Raw genomic sequence first — 18942 nt, forward strand, 5'->3', positions numbered from 1 at the left:
ACATTGCTTCCAGTATGACTTGCCCGCTTGCGCGGGCTTTTTTTACTTTTTGTTCAGGTCGTCATCCGGCCAGTATTTATAGCCGTTGAGCATCGCCTGCGCCGCCAGGCCTTTCTCAGTGATTTCGTACACGCTGACTTTAGACGGCAAAGACTGTGCGTCAGTCGCTACGCCGCTCGCTGATGCGCCGGTACCAGCCCCTTTGTCGTCATACTTCGCTGCCGCGTTCGCATCTGCGCCAACAACGTAGCCATCGGTAATAAATTTATTTAGGGATTTGCTGTCGTGGAAGACGATAACGGTACTCAGCTGTTTGATACCCACGCCAACGCCCGCACCGCCCTGCGCTACTTTCATATAGGTATCTTTGCCGGTATGCAGATCTTTCACGACGCCGTACCCGCCGCCGAAACCAACCACGAAAATCTTGCTGCTGTTGCTGGAGAAGACCGCGTAACCTGTAGAGTGCTGAATATCGCTGCGTGCTTCAGGATGCAGGTTATACAGCTGGGTTAAGGTGTCGGTGCGCATTTTTTGAATGGTGGCACGCTGTTCGCGGGCGGTGTCGCCGCTGGCACTGCAACCGGCAATAACGAGTGCCAAAATAAGAAAGAGAGATTTAAGTTTCATCGTTAACATCTGCGTCTAATAATTGAGCGCGTTATTTTAGGCAGAATGCGGACAGATGCGAGCGAAGCGGTAGGTACAACTGTAAGAAATTTATTTATAAATTTCAGATATGTAGCGGAATTGTTACAGCAAAGAGTGGCTGCCGGGCAGCCACTCTTATGACACTCAGAAGCGATAACCTGCCGAGAACATAAATACCCACGGATCAAGACGGGTGTGGATGGTTTGATTCTCACCCCCTGCCTTAAATTTCACATCGGTATCCACGTCCAGATACCAGACCGAGGCGTTAATCAGCCAGTCGCGGTTAATCAGATAATCAACCCCCACCTGGCCTGCCGCGCCCCAGGAGTCAGTGGCGCTGAGATCGGACAGACCGGCATCTTTACCGGTATCGTTGAAATCGGTGTTAAAGAAGGTGGTGTAGTTGATACCTGCCCCGATGTACGGACGCACTTTGCTGCTGGCATCGAAGAAATACCACTGTGCCATCAGCGTAGGCGGTAACAAATTCACCGTTGCCAGGGTTCCGGTCGGGCCGGTACCGACTTTACTGCGGAACGGCGAGGCGGCCAGCAGCTCGATACCGATGTTATCCGTCGCCATATAGGTGAAGGTTAGACCGAGCTGGGTATTGTTATCGACGGTGAAACTTCCGAGGCCCAGCACGTTATCCGAACCTTCCGTTGGGCGAATCGTCGCGGAACCTGCACGTATAAAGAACTCACCCGCTTCATGCGCCCAGGCTCCGCCAGAGAGACTGCTTAAAACCAGCGCTGCCACTGCTAACTTTTTCATATCCATTCATTCCCTATGGTTTTTATAAGCGCGCTGAATATACCCACAAATAAGTAAAAACGATCCAACTCAGATCACATTCATTCCCGAGATTTAACATCTATTGATCTGGATTAATTTTTAACGGCGGATTACTTACAAACAAAACCCATCTGCATCAATTTTTGATTTTTCTCTGTTACAAAAAAGACGATCTGGAAGGTTCGTCTCGCTTTCCTGTCAGGCCAAAGACGACGTAAAGGGTGAAATTATGCTCAAAATGCTTCCAGACCCCGTTTTTGCTTACTACTCCTTTACAAAGATATGCCTTTCCATACAGGTGTTGATGCTGCCACTTTGACGTCGGGTGAGTTACAATTGCCGGCTTATTACTACCAGCCAGACTCAAGGAGAGTGCATGTCTATCACGGCTAAGTCGGTTTACCGTGACACGGGTAATTTTTTTCGTAATCAGTTCGTTACGGTACTTCTGATTGCGTTGTTGTGTGCGTTTATCACGGTGGTGCTTGGCCATGCGTTTTCACCGAGCGACGAACAGCTTGCACTGTTGAGCAGCGGCGATAACCTTGCGGGTAGCGTGGGGCTGTTTGAGCTGGTGCAAAACATGACGCCAGAACAACAGCAGATCCTGCTGCGCGCGTCAGCGGCGTCGACATTCTCTGGCCTGATTGGTAATGCCATTCTCGCGGGCGGTGTACTGCTGCTTATCCAGATGATCTCTGCGGGTCAGCGCGTTAGCGCTCTGCGTGCCATCGGGGCCAGCGCTCCGGTGCTGCCGAAACTGCTGCTGCTCATCTTCCTCACCACGTTCCTGGTACAGATGGGCGTGATGCTGATTGTGGTTCCAGGCGTGCTGTTGGCAATCGTGTTCTGCTTTGCACCGATTATGCTGGTCCAGGACAAACTGGGGATTTTCACCTCGTTGCGCAGCAGTATGCGTCTGGCGTGGGCGAATATGCGTCTGGTGGCCCCGGCGGTCATCGGCTGGCTGCTGGCGAAAACGCTGTTGCTTATCTTCGCACCCAACTTTGCTGTGCTGACGCCAAACGTAGGCGCGGTGGTGGTGAACTGCATCAGCAACCTTATTTCCGCTTTATTGCTGATCTATTTATTCCGCCTGTATATGCTTATTCGTAACTGATCTCTCCCAGGCCCGGAGCACCCGGGCCGTTACTGAAATACGGAACCGATGTATGAAGCAGTTTCTGGATTTTTTACCGCTGGTGGTGTTCTTTGTCTTCTACAAACTTTATGACATCTACACCGCGACCACGGCGCTGATCATCGCTACCGCGGTGGTGTTGATTTACTGCTGGGTGCGCTATCGCAAAGTTGAAAAAATGGCGCTGATTACCTTTGTGCTGGTCGCGGTATTCGGTGGCCTGACGCTGTTCTTCCATAACGATGAATTTATCAAATGGAAAGTCACGGTGATTTACGGTCTGTTCGCCGGTGCGTTGCTGTTCAGCCAGTGGATTATGAAAAAGCCGCTGATCCAGCGCATGCTGGGTAAAGAGCTGACCCTGCCGCAATTCGTCTGGTCGCGTCTGAATATTGCCTGGGCGCTGTTCTTTATTGTGTGCGGTCTGGCAAATATTTATATCGCCTTCTGGATGCCGCAAAATATCTGGGTCAACTTTAAAGTCTTCGGCCTCACCGCCCTTACCCTGATTTTCACGCTGCTGAGCGGCGTGTACATCTACCGCCACATGCCGCAGGACGACAAGTAAATGACCGCAAGCAGTGAAGCGCCACTGGGCGATTTAGTTCTGCGTACGCTGGCGATGCCCGCGGACACCAACGCCAATGGCGATATTTTTGGCGGCTGGATTATGTCGCAGATGGACCTCGGCGGCGCGATTATGGCCAAAGAGATTGCTCAGGGCCGCGTAGTAACAGTGCGTGTGGATGGCATGACGTTCCTGCGCCCTGTCGCTGTCGGGGACGTGGTGTGCTGCTACGCACGCTGCACCAAACGCGGCACAACGTCGATCACGGTAAACATTGAAGTATGGGTGAAGAAGGTCTCTTCAGAGCCTATCGGTCAGCGTTACAAAGCCACCGAAGCCCTGTTTATCTATGTGGCGGTGGACAACGAAGGGAAGCCGCGGCCATTTCCGCAAGCATAAAATAATAAACCGGTCTCGATGACCGGTTTTTTTATTACAGGAAACCTAACAGTTTAAAGAAGAAGTATCCCGCCACAATCACAATCACCGGCAGAACGTACAGCTCGAAAATCTGTAAAAAGAGGGTGTGGTGCGGAACCACAATTTTGGCCTCAAGTTGTTCTTTGCTTAAACCTTCCGGCCCTTTCGCTTTCTCGAGAATCAGCTGATCCTGCACGCCTTCACGCACAAACTTCGCCTGCCGGCTCATGCGCGCGCCCGACGACTGCAGAGCCAGGCCGACAAACACCAGCACGAAAATAATCCAGAACCCAATATTCAGGCTGTGGTGAAAATCCGGCTGCGGCGAGTTGTACCAGAAAAAATTCAGGAACGGCGTATTAAAACGGATCATCTCAATCATTACGTGAGCAAAATCGAGCAGAACGGCGTCGATGCCTGGCTGCTTCTCACTGTGCTCAAACATGAATTTGAACACCGATATTAACGTGGAAATCACGGCCGGGATAAAAATGACCCAGCCCAAAATACGTTTCAGTACGGCGATGCGTCCAGCTTGTTGATACGTCATGGGTTCCCCTTGTTCAGACGCGCTTTCTGTTTCGCTGTAAGTCTACCTTTAGTTGTGCCTTTTCGCCTGCGCTTTAAAAGCGATATGGTGTACGATTAGGTCGAATCTCAGGCCTTTTTACCTCTACAGGAGTTGCCTTATGACAGCCCAGCGTCAAATTCTTGCCGCTATCTTTGATATGGATGGTTTACTGATTGATTCCGAACCGCTGTGGGATCGTGCCGAACTGGATGTTATTGCCGGTCTGGGTGTCGATATTTCGCGCCGTAACGAATTGCCTGACACGCTCGGTCTGCGTATCGACATGGTGGTAGAACTCTGGTTCGCCCAACAGCCGTGGAACGGGCCGAGCCGTGAAGAAGTCACTGCACGCATTATCAGCCGTGCAATTTCCTTGGTTGAGGAAGAACGTCCGCTGCTGGCTGGCGCCCGCGAAGCTATTGCGCTGTGCAAATCTCAGGGTCTGAAGATTGGTCTGGCGTCTGCTTCCCCGCTGCACATGCTGGAAAAAGTGCTGGCAATGTTCGATCTGCGTGAGCAGTTCGACGCCCTCGCCTCCGCTGAAAAGCTGCAATACAGCAAACCACATCCGCAGGTGTATCTGGACTGCGCCGCGAAACTCGGTGTCGATCCGCTGACCTGCGTGGCGCTGGAAGACTCCGTTAACGGAATGATCGCCAGTAAAGCCGCACGTATGCGCTCAATCGTGGTACCTGAACATGAAAACCAGGCTGACCCACGCTATGTGCTTGCAAACGTGAAACTCAGCTCGCTGGAGCAACTGACTACCGGGCACCTCTTCGGCTAAGCCCTTCTACCCGGCAGCCTCGTTGCCGGGCAATTGTCGTAAAAACGCCGCCATCGTCAAATTAATTAAAACATCGTTTTATTTTAGTTTGAGTTTTCATTCCCTCGCCTCTATGCTTCTCGCATTACCTGCATCACAACGATAAAAACAGGCCAGAGGAGTGCTTATGATTCTCAATGCGTTCAATCTTTCCGGAAAAGTGGCGATCGTCACCGGCTGCGATACCGGTTTAGGCCAGGGCATGGCGCTAGGTCTGGCCGAAGCCGGGTGTGACATCGTCGGCGTGAGTCGCAAAAATCCACAGCAAACGGCAGAGCGCGTTCAGGCGCTAGGCCGCCGATTCAGCTTCGTTCAGGCCGATCTCAACCAGCAGGATAAAGTTGAAGAAATAATTGCCCGTGCGGTTTCGCAAATGGGCCGCATAGATATTCTGGTCAATAATGCCGGAACTATTCGGCGGGAAGATGCGCTGAACTTCAGCGAAAAAGACTGGGACGACGTGATGAATCTGAACCTGAAATCGGTGTTTTTCCTCGCACAGGCCGCCGCCCGCCAGTTCATCCATCAGGGCGAAGGCGGAAAAATCATTAATATCGCCTCAATGTTATCCTTCCAGGGTGGGATCCGCGTTCCATCTTACACCGCGTCAAAAAGCGGCGTGTTGGGCATCACCCGCCTGCTCGCGAATGAATGGGCTGCGCACCACATCAATGTGAACGCCATTGCGCCAGGTTACATGGCGACCAACAATACCCAGGCCCTGCGCGAAGATGAAGACCGCAATAAGGCTATCGTTGAGCGCATTCCAGCCGGACGCTGGGGAAATCCGGAAGACCTGCAGGGGCCGGTGGTATTCCTGGCCTCGGCTGCATCGGATTACATCAACGGTTACACACTTGCGGTAGACGGCGGCTGGCTGGCCCGCTAAACGCGGGATTTTGACAAACAGTTACACCGTCACCTCTTCCGCCCACTGTATAAAAACCCTATACTGTATGAATTGACAGTTTGACGGGTTCTATCATGACGGCGGAAGGCCACCTGCTCTTTTCAATAGCCTGCGCGGTGTTTGCCAAAAATGCCGAACTGACTCCGGTTCTGGCGCAGGGTGACTGGTGGCATATTGTTCCCGCTGCGGTATTGACCTGCCTGCTGCCGGACATCGATCACCCGAAGTCCTTCCTTGGGCAGCGCCTGAGCTGGATAGCCAAACCCGTGGCGCGAATATTCGGCCACCGCGGCTTTACCCATAGCCTGCTGGCGGTATTCGGCAGCCTGACCCTGTTCTATCTAAAAGTGCCCGAGACCTGGTTTATTCCTGCCGATGTGTTGCAGGGCATGGTGCTCGGCTATCTGAGCCATATTCTTGCCGACATGCTGACGCCTGCGGGCGTGCCGTTACTGTGGCCGTGCCGTTGGCGTTTCCGCCTGCCTATTCTCGCCCCGCGTAAAGGGAATCAGCTCGAACGCGTGCTGTGCATGGCCTTGTTCGTGTACGCCGTTTGGATGCCGCAATCGATGCCGGACAACAGCGCCGTACGCTGGTCGTCAAGCCTCATTAGCGAACTGCAATTTCGCTTCGACAAGTTTATCAATCATCAGAGTGGGCGTTAAACCGGGAGAGTATCGTCATATGTTGTGAGTCAGAACGGGGGTTTATTTTTGGACATGTGCGCTCTTGTTTGTTCGCACACGAAAATATACTGTCCTTTGTCTTGATAGCGCTAACCCACTGATACCCTGTTCTTCCGCTGCCTTATGATTACAAAACTGAAGTACCGTGGCTTTCATGTCTGCTGCAAAAGTAACGGTTCTCGTTACCTCAATATTCTTGACGATATTTTGAACTGCAACGTCAAAAAGCTGAGCGTAGAAAAAGTGTTCAAAAGCAAGCGCCATACTCACGTCTCATTGTTGAATACGGCGTACGGCCAGTTTGTGCTAAAAGTCTATTCCCCTCAAAAGAAACGCCTCGAGAAATTCGCCAAATCGCTGCTTCGTCCAAATGATAACGAGAATTTGATCAAGAAGATCGATCTGGCGCAAACGCAGGGGCATACCTTCCCCAATGATTTTTATCTGCTCGCAGAGCGCCGAACTCTCAAATTTGCGCACCTGTCGATCATGCTGTTTGAATACATTCCTGGTCCCGAATTACGCCATCTGCCTGCCATTCCTCAGGATGTCGTTCACGACGTCAAAACAGCGATGCAGCAGATGCATGAGATGAAAATCATTTCAGGCGATGCTCATGAGGGCAATTTTATCCTCAGCGACAATGGCGTGCGTATCATCGATTTGTCCGGTAAGCCCTGTAACGCCAAACGAAAAATTGAGGACAGCATAACCGCCCACATCCGCCTGGGTGTCCACTTTGAGCCGCGGAATCTGTGGGAGAAATTTCTGGTTTCCCGCAAGATGAAAAGACACCTCAAAATCAAAGAGCGGACACAGCAACTTCATCTTGATCGCCTCATTAATCATCAGAGTGGGTAATAAATCGTCAGTTAACGATATTTTGGAATAATACATTCAATTTGAATATAAGCGTCAAATCACACTTCTGATAATCTTGCGCCATTAGAGCCTGTCTATTTTTAGACAAAATAATGAGATCAGGAGAACGGGGATGAATTTTCCATTAATTGCGAACGTTGTGGTGTTCGTGGGATTGCTGTTTGCTCTGGGGCAAACACGAAATAAAAACTGGAGTCTGGCCAAGAAAGTCCTGGTCGGCCTCGCGGTGGGTGTGGTTTTCGGCCTGGGCCTGCAGCTTATTTACGGCGCAGACAGCGCGGTTCTGAAAGAATCCATTCAGTGGTTCAACGTCGTGGGCAACGGTTATGTTCAGCTGCTGCAAATGATCGTCATGCCGCTGGTCTTCGCATCCATTCTTAGCGCCGTGGCGCGCCTGCACAACGCGTCTCAGCTGGGTAAAATCAGCTTCCTGACCATCGGCACCCTGCTGTTTACCACGTTGATTTCTGCGCTGGTCGGTGTGCTGGTGACCAACCTGTTTGGCCTGAGCGCTGAAGGTCTGGTTCAGGGTGCTGCTGAAACCGCGCGTCTGAACGCGATTCAAAGCTCCTACGTCGGTAAAGTGGCTGACCTGAGCGTCCCGCAGCTGCTGCTCTCCTTCGTGCCGAAAAACCCGTTTGCTGACCTGACCGGTGCCAGCCCAACGTCTATTATCAGCATCGTGATTTTCGCGGCCTTCCTCGGTGTGGCCGCGCTGAAATTGCTGAAAGACGACGAGCCAAAAGGCAAACGCGTACTGACTGCCATCGACACGCTACAAAGCTGGGTGATGAAGCTGGTGCGTCTGGTGATGCAGCTGACTCCTTATGGCGTGCTGGCGCTGATGACCAAAGTGGTGGCCAGTTCTAACCTGCAGGACATCATCAAGCTAGGCGGTTTTGTGGTGGCGTCTTACCTCGGTCTGGCAATTATGTTTGTGGTTCACGGCCTGCTACTGGGCGCTAACGGTGTGAATCCGCTGAAGTACTTCCGCAAAGTATGGCCGGTGCTGACCTTCGCATTCACCAGCCGCTCTAGCGCCGCGTCTATTCCGCTGAATATCGAAGCGCAGACCCGTCGTTTGGGCGTACCGGAATCTATCGCCAGCTTCTCAGCCTCTTTCGGTGCCACGATTGGTCAGAACGGTTGTGCTGGCCTGTACCCGGCAATGCTGGCAGTAATGGTTGCGCCAACCGTGGGTATTAACCCGCTGGATCCGCTGTGGATTGCGACGCTGGTCGGTATCGTCACCATCAGCTCGGCCGGTGTTGCTGGCGTCGGTGGTGGTGCAACCTTTGCTGCACTGATTGTTCTGCCTGCCATGGGCCTGCCGGTTACCCTGGTCGCGCTGCTGATTTCCATCGAGCCGCTGATCGACATGGGTCGTACGGCACTGAACGTGAACGGTTCCATGACCGCCGGGACGCTGACCAGCCAGTGGCTGCGCCAGACCGATAAAACGGTGATGGAAAGTGAAGACGAAGTGGAATTGGCGCACCGTTAAGCTGTGCCGCTTCCCATAAAAAAGCGCCGACCCGGCGCTTTTTTTTATCTTTCAAACTACTCTTCGATTTCCCCTTCCTGACGCATTTGCGCCGCCCAGCGCTGGGCTGACTCCGGTCCGGTAAAAGCCTGTGAACGCTCGAATCGATTACCCATCAGCACGAACGCGACATACTTCCCCCGCAGTTTCCAGACATCCCGATAGCCGTCCACTTTCGAGGCATGATCAGGCGGTGCCGGTTCGACACGAGGCACATAGCTGATAACGGGACGATTGTTGTGTTGACGCAGCGGTTTCATAAGCGGAAAAGCACCAGAACGAAAATCAAAGTCAGTAAAAACCTATCATAGCCGATTGTGGTCGCCACCGTCGCGCCCTGTGTGCGAAATCACGCCTGCCCCAGTGAGATGAATCGGAATTACGCCTGCGATGGCCGGAGAGCAGCACCCTGTGTTCTATAGTTAACAGGTTTTGACGCAACAACGACCCTTTTCTAAAACTGAAAACAGGAGACGAGTGCAATGTCGAAAAGAAATAATAAAAACCCACCACATCAATCCCCGGTACACGATGCCACCGAATCCCAGCCCGGTCTGGACTCCCTTGCCCCTGATGATAATTCGCATCGTTCCAGCCCGCATCCAACGGCACCTGGCGAAGAGCCCACTGCGCCGGGCAGCCTGAAGGCGCCCGATATCGGCAATGAAAAACTTCATGCTTTGGAGGCCTTTCGCAAAGGCGGCGACGATGTGCCGCTGACCACCAATCAGGGACTGCGAATTGCCGATGATCAGAACTCCCTGCGCGCCGGGGCGCGTGGCCCGACGCTGCTGGAAGATTTCATCCTGCGTGAAAAAATCACCCATTTTGATCATGAACGCATTCCTGAACGCATCGTGCACGCCAGAGGTTCCGCGGCGCACGGCTATTTTCAGGCCTACAAAGACCTGAGTGATCTTACCAAAGCCAGCTTTCTGGGTGACGCTGATAAAATCACTCCTGTCTTCGTGCGTTTCTCCACGGTTCAGGGCGGCGCAGGCTCAGCCGATACGGTGCGTGATATTCGTGGATTTGCGACAAAATTCTATACCGACGAAGGAAATTTCGACCTGGTCGGCAACAATACGCCGGTGTTTTTCATCCAGGACGCGATGAAATTCCCGGATTTCGTGCACGCGGTAAAACCCGAACCGCACTGGGCCATTCCGCAGGGCGGTAGCGCCCACGACACCTTTTGGGATTACGTTTCCCTGCAACCTGAAACGCTGCACAACGTGATGTGGGCAATGTCAGACCGCGGTCTGCCGCGTAGCTATCGCACCATGGAAGGCTTCGGCATTCACACCTTCCGGCTGATCAACGCTGAAGGGAAATCCACGTTTGTGCGTTTCCACTGGAAACCCGTGGCAGGCAAAGCGTCGATGGTTTGGGATGAGTCGCAAAAACTGACGGGCCGTGACCCTGATTTCCACCGGCGTGAACTGTGGGAAGCGATTGAGGCCGGAGATTATCCAGAATATGAACTGGGGCTACAGCTGATCCCCGAAGAAGACGAGTTTACATTCGACTTTGACCTGCTCGACCCCACCAAACTCATTCCCGAGGCACTGGTCCCGGTACAGCTGGTCGGAAAAATGGTGCTGAACCGTAACCCCGATAACTTCTTTGCCGAGAACGAACAGGTCGCGTTCCATCCAGGCCATATCGTGCCGGGGATTGATTTCAGTAATGACCCTCTGTTGCAGGGGCGACTGTTTTCCTACACCGATACACAAATCAGCCGCCTCGGCGGGCCAAATTTCCATGAAATTCCAATTAACCGCCCTGCCTGCCCGTATCACAATTTCCAGCGTGACGGCATGCACCGGATGGATATCGACACCAATCCGGCAAACTACGAGCCCAACTCCATCAACGATAACTGGCCACGAGAAACCCCGCCCAGCCCGCATCGCGGTGGTTTTGAGTCTCATCATGCCCGGGTCGACGGCGATAAAATTCGTGAGCGCAGCCCTTCGTTCGGCGAATATTACGCGCATCCGCGTCTGTTCTGGAACAGCCAGACGGCGGTTGAGCAGCAGCATATCGTCAGTGCCTTTAGCTTTGAGCTGAGCAAAGTTGCCCGGGCGTATATCCGCGAGCGGGTAGTCGATCAGCTGGTCCACATCGATCATCAGTTGGCGAACGCCGTGGCCGATAACTTAGGGATTACGCTGACTCAAGAGCAACGAAACATCGCCCCGCCAGCCGCCATCAACGGGATTAGCAAAGATCCAACGTTGAGTCTGTACGCTATTCCGAGCGGTGGTGTGAAAGGCCGCGTGGTGGCCGTTCTGTTGAACGATAAACCGGTGGCAAAAGAGGTGCTGGCGCTACTGAAGGCACTTAAGGCACAGGGCGTACACGCTAAATTGCTTTACTCCCGGATGGGCGACGTCATCGCCGATGATGGTTCGGCGTTACCGGTGGCGGCGACTTTTGTAGGCTCACCTTCGCTGACGGTCGATGCGGTGATTGTACCTGGCGGGGATATTGCCAGCCTGGAAAAACAGGGTGATGCCCGGTATTACCTGCTAGAAGCGTATAAACACCTGAAGCCGATTTTGCTGTCCGGAGATGCGCGTCAGTTCAAAACGCTGTTACAGGTGAGCGAGAAAGGTGAGGAAGGCTTAATTGAAGGTGACAGTGTCACAGATAAATTAATAAAATCCTTGCTGACTCAGCTTGCTGCGCATCGCGTGTGGTCGCGGGCAAGTAAAATCCCGTCCATTCCAGCGTAAGCGACTGGGTTTTAGGGGAAAAAAATGCCGGGTGCGACTGCGCCCCGGCCTAACCCCTAACACGGTGCCCAGGGAGAATCCGGGCACCAACATTTCAACCAACCCTAAATAATCTGAGTTGCACACCTGCCGCTTAAAGTATGGCGGGTTAAACGTCGCGGTAAGTCCCGAGACGGTAGCCGCGCTCGGCGACAGCATATTTCAGTGACGGCGACGTCAGTACGTCGAGTTCCGTCAAACGCGGGTAGCAATAGGCGCTGCCCATAATCGTGTTGTCCACAAACGCCGGATGGCACATCACTTCAACGGATGATTCCCCTGCCCGCGCGGAGGTTTCCAGCGTTTGCATGAACAGTTCTTCGGTGATGGCATCGCCATAAAACGCATCCGCAAACCCGGCGCTGCTGCGCACGCCCAAATCATCCAGCCCATGCAACTGTTGCTGATTACGGTCGATACGCATCGCCACGCCTTTCGCTTTGGCAAACGCCGCCACAATCGGGAAAATCTGCGAGATCATGTGCACGTGGTGATGGCTATCGATGTGCGTTGGTTCGCAGCCGAACAGGTCGACAAAGCGGTGATACTGGCAGTCCAGTTCACGGGCAATCTCTTCCAGCGGCAGCGTGTCTTCTTCCGCCATCTGCCAGATCCACTTACCCAGTTTGCCTTCACGCGTCAGGCCTGGCATCGCGGACAGTGGCATTCCAAGGGTGAGAACAAAATGCATCCCCACCGCCAGCTCCGGTAAACAGCGGCTCATCTGAGCCGCGTGTTCTATGGCCGCGCCGTTTACCAGCGCGGTAGTGGACGTTACCAGCCCGTTTTTACAGGCGTCGACGATGCCGTAGTTTTGCCCTTTACTCAGGCCAAAGTCATCGGCATTGACGATTAGCACACGCTCCATTTGCAACTCCTTTTACTGCTTGAGGGTTTTCACCGTTTCGGCAAAGTTCGGCAGCCACTTTTCATGGGCGAGAATCAGCTCGTGGGCCAGCACTTCTGCATCTTTGTCGGAATGAATCAGCGGGCTGAGGTTCAGCGCCAGCAGCACATCGTTAAACTCACCGCTCAGCGCCGCATGGCTGGCCGCCACTTCGAAGCCTTTAATGGTGTGAATCAGCCCCAGCACTTTATCATCGAAATGGGTCAGACGCGGGTGCGGTTTCGCACCGTCACGGCCCAGAATACAGGTCATTTCGACCGCCCAGTCCGCCGGGATGTTCTTCACGTGACCGTAGTGCGGCACGTTGACGTAATGCTCAGCCTGCTTGTCATTGTAGATAGCGTTAATCACTTCACAGGCGGCATCGGAGTAGTACGCCCCACCGCGCTGCTCCAGCTCTTTTGGCTTGATGTTGAGGTCCGGATCTTTATACAGCTCGAACAGCTGTTTCTCGACCTTCTGCACCACCTGCGCACGTGCGCCGCCTTTGTAGTATTCGCCCATTTCGATGGCCAGCATCTCTTTCTGTTTGAAGTAATACAGCAGATATGAGCACGGCAGCAGGTTCAGGGAGCGAATCAGGCCTTCGCTGAAAGGCATATCGAAGATGTTTTTCACGGTATTGGCGGTCAGCTTGCCGGAGGCTACGCCATCCAACAGTTCGGCAAAGCGGGACTCGCCGTTGACGATAACGTCGCGAATGAACACCATGTGGTTCAGGCCGAACAGGTCAATTGACAGGTCGTCTTTATCGGTGAGGTTCAGCACATCGGTGATGAACATTTTCATGCCGATTGGAATGTTGCACACACCAATAAAGCGTTTGAAGTCGGTGTGACGATAAACAGCTTCGGTCACCATACCGGCCGGGTTGGTGAAGTTTATCACCCACGCGTCCGGACAGATTTCCTGCACGTCTTTGATGATGTCAAACACCACCGGAATGGTGCGCAGACCTTTGAACAGGCCGCCTGCGCCGTTGGTTTCCTGACCGAGATAACCGTGGCTCAGTGGAATACGTTCATCTTTTTCACGGGCTTTCAACTGGCCAACGCGCAACTGGGTGGTCACAAAGTTCGCGTCTTTCAGCGCTTCACGACGATTCAGGGTTTTGTGTACCGTCATCGGCACACCGGCTTTCTGCACCATGCGCTCGCACAGGGCGTGGATGATATCGAGTTTTTCCTGCCCTTCTTCTACGTCCACCAGCCACAGCTCGGTCACCGGTAATTCAGCGTAGCGCTTGATAAACCCTTCCAGTAATTCCGGGGTATAGCTGCTACCGCCGCCAATAGTAACGACTTTTAATTTCTGGCTCATAACTTTCTCCCTCGAGATCCGCAAACGGCGTGTGGCTGACTCTCCACGTGACGCGCGGATAGCTAAACGAATTCGGTGCGTGCGGCGTACCGCACGGTATTAATTAATTACGGTGAGCTGTTTGCGATAATTGCTCGGCGTAAATGAGGTCAGCTTTTTGAAGGTCTTAATAAACAGACTCGGACTGCTGTAACCTGATTCATACGCAATATCGGTCACCGAATAATTGGTAATTTCCAATTGCTTCATAGCGAAGTTGATGCGGATGTCATTAATTATCTGCATCGGCGTCTTACTGTAAAAGCGCTGCGTTGCCCGGGTCAGATACTCTTGAGACTTCCCGGATAGCGCGACCATATTTTCCAGCGCACTTTCGCAAAATTTATGTTTATCGTGCATCTCTTCTACGGTTGTTTTTAACCACTGAGGAATAATATCCTGTGACTGCTCCTCACGGAAATGGCGCAGACGGTTAATCACATAGAACGAGACAACTTCAATAAACTCATCAAATTCACTTTCGCGGAAATTGAGTGAGGCAATAACCGACTCTATATAGCTGAGAAAGGTACTTTTAACGGAGTAGACCTGTGAGGCCACCAAAAAACTGGGTAACAGCGGCTGATAGTGCTCTTCAAAGAAACGTTTGCTGATGCCAACGTTAAGGATGCGGGTCGCGCCGAACTCGTAAAAGCTCTGGTGGTAAGAACCCATCGGGATGAAGACAAAATCCCCGCGCTCCAGCATCACCCGTTTGCCATTGATTTCCTGATAATAGCGCCCGGTTAATACGAGGGTAAACTCGTAGTAGTCGTGCTGATGTAAGCCGCTGATGCTTTCCGTTTTATTGTAGATGAAGACATGAAAATTCTTACCGTTAAACAGTTGTTGTTCAAGCGCGGTACTGATTCCCAGGGTCGTCATCTTTGGTTGCCTCATGGTGGTATCTGCCCGTTATTGTACCTTCTCGTGAAGCTCAATCAATTCGGCAACCAGCTCGCGGGCCAGCATTGAGGTCATAAGATGATCCTGCGCATGTACCAGCACCAGGCTGACCTTCATTTTGCCTTCGCCTTCATCGCTTTCGATGAGCTGCGTTTGCACGCGGTGTGCCTCACTCAGCGCGACGCGGGATTGTTCCATAGTGGTTTTTGCCGTCGTGAAATCGCCCTGCTTGGCCTGTTTCAACGCGGTGTACGCCAGGCTGCGTGCCTGTCCGGAGTTAATGATAAGCCCCATCACCACTTCTTCGAGATCGTTAACTTCAACCTCATCTGCCACGATTTTATCCAGATCGAACATACCTATTCCCTCTTTACGTCTGGCGGTACGGAGATGACCCCGTACCGCGTTACATCAGAATTTCAGTGCGTTAGCGATATCTTCTTCGCTCTCTTCCTGCTCAATAACCGCCTGTGCCTTGTTGGAGACCGCCACGAATGGCAGATACACCACCACCGACACCCCGAGGTTAAACAGCGCAACACACAGCGCCGCTACGCTACCGTTACTGTTGAAGAAGGCCCCCAGGCCGGTCGGCATGGTCCACGGTGCCAGGTTGGTGACCGGTGGGATAATGCCCATCGAGTACGCCAGCAGCGTGATGGCGGCCAGAATCGGCTGAACCAGCACGAACGGAATAAACATCACCGGGTTCATGATGATCGGCAGACCAAACAGAATCGGTTCGTTAATCTGGAAGATGCCTGATGGCAGCGCCAGTTTCGCGACCTGACGATGGTCAGCACGACGGGAACCAATAAAGATGGCGATAATCAGACCCAGCGTCGCACCGGACCCGCCTAGCAGGATGTAGGAGTCGAGCATCGGCTTGGCCCAAAAGTGGAACTCTTTCCCGGCAGCGATAGCTGCTTCGACAGAGCCGTACTGCTGGTACAGCGCGATGTTTTCCAGCGCCCATGGGGTCATGATGCCGTTGTCCAACGCGGTGAGTGCCAGTGAACCGTGTACACCAAAGAACCACAGAAGTGAGTTAAAGATAACGTATGCCCAGCCCACAACACTGCCCATTGACGCCAGCGGTTTGGAGATGGAATCGAGGATAATCTGGTGGAAGTTGCTGCCATGGGTGGCCAGCGCCCAGGAGATAACACCGAACACGGTCAGGATAAGGAAGCCTGGGATCAGCGCCGAGAAGGAGCGGGAAACCGAGGTCGGTACGCTATCCGGCAGAGTAATCACCCAGTTACGGCGTATGACGAAGGTAAACATCTCCGCCACAATCAAGCCGATGACCATGCCCGATATAATATTTTGCCCCCCTAACCAGTTAGCCCCCACCGCATAGGCTTCGCCCACGCTATAAGGGGTGACGGTCATAAAGGCCGCGACGGATAACAGGCCCGCAGCCAGGGGATCAACCTTGCGTTCTTCAGCCAGCGCCATACCAATGAAAAAAGGCGCCATCAGCGACATAATGCCCAACGTACCGTTGTACACATTACCGCCGATGGCTTTAAAACCATTCAGGGTCTCAATGGTGGAAGCATCTAACCGAATGCCCATCGAATAGAAAAACGAGCCTTCGCCAAAACTTAAAAAGACGTTATTAATTAAAACGAACATGGCCCCTGCGAGGGTCAACGGCATCAGTTTAATAAAACCGTTTTTAATCGCATTAATGTGCGGCTGCTTTCCTATTTTTACAGCAAAAGGAAGGAGTACCTTTTCAAGAGAGCTAATAAATTTACTCATAGAAAATACCCTTAAAGGCCGCAATAAAATATTGCGGCGATTGTGTGTGAAATTACTCTTTGACGGGAAAATTAAAATAAATCAAAAATTACTGCGCTGTTGCTTTCTTAATCGCCGCAACAGCGGCTTTCAGTACACCTAAACCATCTATCTTGCCATATAACACTGAATCAATAACTTCTACCGGTTTATTGGGCAGCAGGCGCTGAATTTCCGGCAACATATAAGCGATTTGTGGGCCCAGTAATACGACGTCGGCGTCTACGCCTTTTTCACCCGCGAGGGTCTCTGGGAAAGCGTCAATAACGACCGGCACTTCGTACTTCTCAGCCTGTGTGCGCATTTTCGACACCAACAGAGAGGTGGACATGCCCGCAGAACAGAATAAGTAGATATGTTTCTTTTCCATACTCGCTTCCTCAATAGGTATTTACTGACCGCCGCCGGGTAATTCATCCCGAACTCAACGGGGCGGGCTTATGACGGTAACGAATTGTTACTTTGTGTTTGTGAGGTGAGTATACGGCATTGCAAAGGTGCAAGATAATTCCTGATAGCCCTAAATTGTTTCTCATTGACCTTCGGTTATGACTACCCTCACATTTTGGCCAAATAATTCGCGCAATTAAATAAGCGGCAACAGGCAATAAAAAGCCCGGCCAGATGGCCGGGCTTGCTCAGGACTCAGCTAATTGTGTGAGTTGCTTACTTCGCAGTCTGTGGGTCGGTGTCGTACTCGGCACAGGTCTGATAACCAGAATTGATCACGTGACCGGTTTCATCCAGCGCAACGAAATACGTTTGAGCTTTACCATCACGTTGACCCAGGATGTAGGTCTGGCAGGTACCACGCGCATGAACCATCGTAATTTCAGAAGAAGGCTTACCGGCAACCTGCAGAACCTGATCGCGGCTCATGCCTTTTTTAACGTCTTTTACCACCGGCTGAGTGAACTGGTCCTGCGTACGGTCGTACGCGGTACAACCCGCCAACATGGTCAGTACTGCTGCTGCACCTAAAATTCCCGCTACATTCTTGTTCATACATCGTCCTCTTTTATATTACTCAAAATAATTCGAGATGTTGGCAGGCGGCAAACCTGTCAGTTCCCAGGAGCATAGATAACTATGTGACTGGGGCGCACAGGTGCAGCCAACACACCAACAACTTGAAGTATGACGAGTTATCAGTGTGTTATAAGCCTGGAATAAATAGTGCTAATTATCAACCCAAGAGGCAAACTGAGTTAACTTTCAGATAAATCGAGTAATAAAGCGATATCCTGCTGAATTGCGGCATTTTACGGCAGTCAAAAATGTGATCCTTGTCGTTTTCTCAGCAAAGAGGTAGCTTTAGCAGATAGAAAACAACCTTTTTTGGGAGGGGTAAATGGCTCTGCAACAAGAAATTATTGAGGCGCTCGGCGTTCAGCCGCAGGTCAACAGCGAAGCCGAAATTCGCCGCAGCGTGGATTTTCTGAAGTCGTATCTCACCACCTGGCCGTTTATTAAGTCACTGGTGCTGGGCATCAGCGGCGGTCAGGACTCTACGCTGACCGGTAAACTGTGCCAGATGGCTATCAGTGAACTGCGCCAGGAAAACGGTGACGACAGCCTGGAATTTATCGCCGTGCGCCTGCCGTTTGGTGTTCAGGCCGATGAACAGGATTGCCAGGATGCCATCGGGTTTATCCAGCCGGATCGCGTGCTGACGGTCAACATCAAAGGTGCGGTGCTGGCGAGTGAACAGGCGCTGCGTGAAGCCGGTATTGAACTGAGCGACTTCGTGCGCGGCAATGAAAAAGCCCGCGAGCGCATGAAAGCGCAGTACAGCATTGCCGGAATGACTAAAGGCGTGGTGGTCGGCACCGATCATGCGGCCGAAGCGGTTACCGGGTTCTTCACCAAATACGGCGACGGCGGCACAGACATCAACCCGATTTTCCGTCTCAACAAACGTCAGGGCAAACAACTGTTAGCCACGCTCGACTGCCCGGAGCATCTGTATCAGAAAGCCCCGACCGCCGACCTGGAAGATGACCGTCCTTCTCTGCCAGACGAAGTAGCGCTTGGCGTTACCTATGAAAACATTGACGATTATCTGGAAGGCAAACCGGTCGACGCTGACACCGCCCGCATCATCGAAGGCTGGTACCTGAAAACTGAACACAAACGTCGTCCACCGATCACCGTTTTCGACGATTTCTGGAAGCGTCAGTAAATC

General features: G+C 52.4%; 21 protein-coding genes. 10 read left to right on the forward strand and 11 right to left on the reverse strand.

The annotated features are described in order from the left end of the window. Positions 1-42: 42 nt before the first annotated feature. Entirely contained in the window at positions 43-630 is a 588-nt protein-coding gene (locus MUU47_RS17430; protein WP_258989419.1) for a YSC84-related protein, read from the reverse strand. A 165-nt stretch (positions 631-795) separates the two neighbouring features. After that, a complete protein-coding gene (gene ompW / locus MUU47_RS17435; protein WP_258989421.1) occupies positions 796-1428 on the reverse strand; it encodes an outer membrane protein OmpW in 633 nt (210 codons plus the stop codon). 397 nt (positions 1429-1825) lie between these two features. On the opposite strand from ompW, the gene MUU47_RS17440 reads away from it, so the two are divergent. Genes MUU47_RS17440 through yciA form a run of 3 tightly spaced genes read left to right on the forward strand, consistent with a single transcriptional unit; the run spans position 1826 to position 3557 of the window. Then, positions 1826-2569 carry a YciC family protein gene (locus MUU47_RS17440; protein ID WP_159758800.1) on the forward strand — a complete coding sequence of 248 codons (744 nt, stop codon included), beginning with the start codon at positions 1826-1828 and terminating at the stop codon, positions 2567-2569. A gap of 52 nt (positions 2570-2621) precedes the next feature. Then, positions 2622-3158, forward strand: a complete 537-nt coding sequence (locus MUU47_RS17445) for a septation protein A (protein ID WP_125354792.1) — start codon at positions 2622-2624, stop codon at positions 3156-3158. Beyond that, positions 3159-3557, forward strand: a complete 399-nt coding sequence (gene yciA / locus MUU47_RS17450; RefSeq protein WP_258989422.1) for an acyl-CoA thioester hydrolase YciA — start codon at positions 3159-3161, stop codon at positions 3555-3557. A 34-nt stretch (positions 3558-3591) separates the two neighbouring features. Here the strand turns inward: yciA and MUU47_RS17455 are convergent, their stop codons facing one another. Next, positions 3592-4128: a YniB family protein gene (locus MUU47_RS17455; RefSeq protein WP_258989423.1), complete on the reverse strand. Its 537-nt coding sequence runs from the start codon at positions 4126-4128 to the stop codon at positions 3592-3594. A 139-nt stretch (positions 4129-4267) separates the two neighbouring features. On the opposite strand from MUU47_RS17455, the gene hxpB reads away from it, so the two are divergent. From hxpB to MUU47_RS17480, 5 genes are all read left to right on the forward strand, one after another. Beyond that, entirely contained in the window at positions 4268-4936 is a 669-nt protein-coding gene (gene hxpB / locus MUU47_RS17460; protein ID WP_258989425.1) for a hexitol phosphatase HxpB, read from the forward strand. Between the two features lie 166 nt (positions 4937-5102). Continuing rightward, the gene (gene kduD / locus MUU47_RS17465) at positions 5103-5864 is read left to right on the forward strand and encodes a 2-dehydro-3-deoxy-D-gluconate 5-dehydrogenase KduD (protein WP_258989426.1); all 762 of its coding nucleotides are present in this window, start codon (positions 5103-5105) and stop codon (positions 5862-5864) included. Between the two features lie 95 nt (positions 5865-5959). Further along, a complete protein-coding gene (locus tag MUU47_RS17470) occupies positions 5960-6550 on the forward strand; it encodes a metal-dependent hydrolase (RefSeq protein ID WP_258989427.1) in 591 nt (196 codons plus the stop codon). Between the two features lie 144 nt (positions 6551-6694). Further along, positions 6695-7432 carry a lipopolysaccharide core heptose(II) kinase RfaY gene (locus tag MUU47_RS17475; protein WP_258989428.1) on the forward strand — a complete coding sequence of 246 codons (738 nt, stop codon included), beginning with the start codon at positions 6695-6697 and terminating at the stop codon, positions 7430-7432. Between the two features lie 133 nt (positions 7433-7565). Next, positions 7566-8957 carry an L-cystine transporter gene (locus MUU47_RS17480; protein ID WP_258989429.1) on the forward strand — a complete coding sequence of 464 codons (1392 nt, stop codon included), beginning with the start codon at positions 7566-7568 and terminating at the stop codon, positions 8955-8957. A gap of 56 nt (positions 8958-9013) precedes the next feature. On the opposite strand, the gene cedA is transcribed toward MUU47_RS17480, so the two are convergent. Continuing rightward, positions 9014-9256 (reverse strand): cell division activator CedA, encoded by a 243-nt coding sequence (gene cedA / locus MUU47_RS17485; protein ID WP_258989430.1) that lies wholly within the window; start codon positions 9254-9256, stop codon positions 9014-9016. Between the two features lie 222 nt (positions 9257-9478). Here cedA and katE point away from each other — a divergent pair, with 222 nt between their 5' ends. Continuing rightward, entirely contained in the window at positions 9479-11737 is a 2259-nt protein-coding gene (katE, locus tag MUU47_RS17490; RefSeq protein WP_258989431.1) for a catalase HPII, read from the forward strand. Positions 11738-11885: 148 nt separating this feature from the next. Here katE and chbG read toward each other — a convergent pair whose 3' ends face one another. From chbG to osmE, 7 genes are all read right to left on the reverse strand, one after another. Beyond that, a complete protein-coding gene (gene chbG / locus MUU47_RS17495) occupies positions 11886-12644 on the reverse strand; it encodes a chitin disaccharide deacetylase (RefSeq protein ID WP_258989432.1) in 759 nt (252 codons plus the stop codon). Between the two features lie 12 nt (positions 12645-12656). Then, a complete protein-coding gene (locus MUU47_RS17500) occupies positions 12657-14003 on the reverse strand; it encodes a 6-phospho-beta-glucosidase (protein WP_258989433.1) in 1347 nt (448 codons plus the stop codon). A 99-nt stretch (positions 14004-14102) separates the two neighbouring features. Then, positions 14103-14927, reverse strand: coding sequence for a transcriptional regulator ChbR (gene chbR, locus MUU47_RS17505; protein WP_258989434.1), 825 nt, complete (start codon positions 14925-14927; stop codon positions 14103-14105). A 30-nt stretch (positions 14928-14957) separates the two neighbouring features. Next, a complete protein-coding gene (gene chbA, locus MUU47_RS17510) occupies positions 14958-15305 on the reverse strand; it encodes a PTS N,N'-diacetylchitobiose transporter subunit IIA (RefSeq protein WP_258989435.1) in 348 nt (115 codons plus the stop codon). A gap of 54 nt (positions 15306-15359) precedes the next feature. Beyond that, positions 15360-16718, reverse strand: coding sequence for a PTS N,N'-diacetylchitobiose transporter subunit IIC (chbC, locus tag MUU47_RS17515; protein ID WP_159758774.1), 1359 nt, complete (start codon positions 16716-16718; stop codon positions 15360-15362). Between the two features lie 88 nt (positions 16719-16806). After that, complete coding sequence (locus MUU47_RS17520) at positions 16807-17127, reverse strand: PTS sugar transporter subunit IIB (protein ID WP_258989437.1); 321 nt, start codon at positions 17125-17127, stop codon at positions 16807-16809. A 296-nt stretch (positions 17128-17423) separates the two neighbouring features. Beyond that, complete coding sequence (gene osmE, locus MUU47_RS17525; RefSeq protein WP_258989438.1) at positions 17424-17762, reverse strand: osmotically-inducible lipoprotein OsmE; 339 nt, start codon at positions 17760-17762, stop codon at positions 17424-17426. Positions 17763-18108: 346 nt separating this feature from the next. On the opposite strand from osmE, the gene nadE reads away from it, so the two are divergent. After that, a complete protein-coding gene (gene nadE / locus MUU47_RS17530) occupies positions 18109-18939 on the forward strand; it encodes an NAD(+) synthase (protein WP_258989440.1) in 831 nt (276 codons plus the stop codon). Positions 18940-18942: the final 3 nt, after the last annotated feature.

This window comes from Scandinavium hiltneri, from assembly GCF_024764835.1.
In the GTDB taxonomy this organism is placed as follows: Bacteria; Pseudomonadota; Gammaproteobacteria; order Enterobacterales; family Enterobacteriaceae; genus Scandinavium; species Scandinavium hiltneri.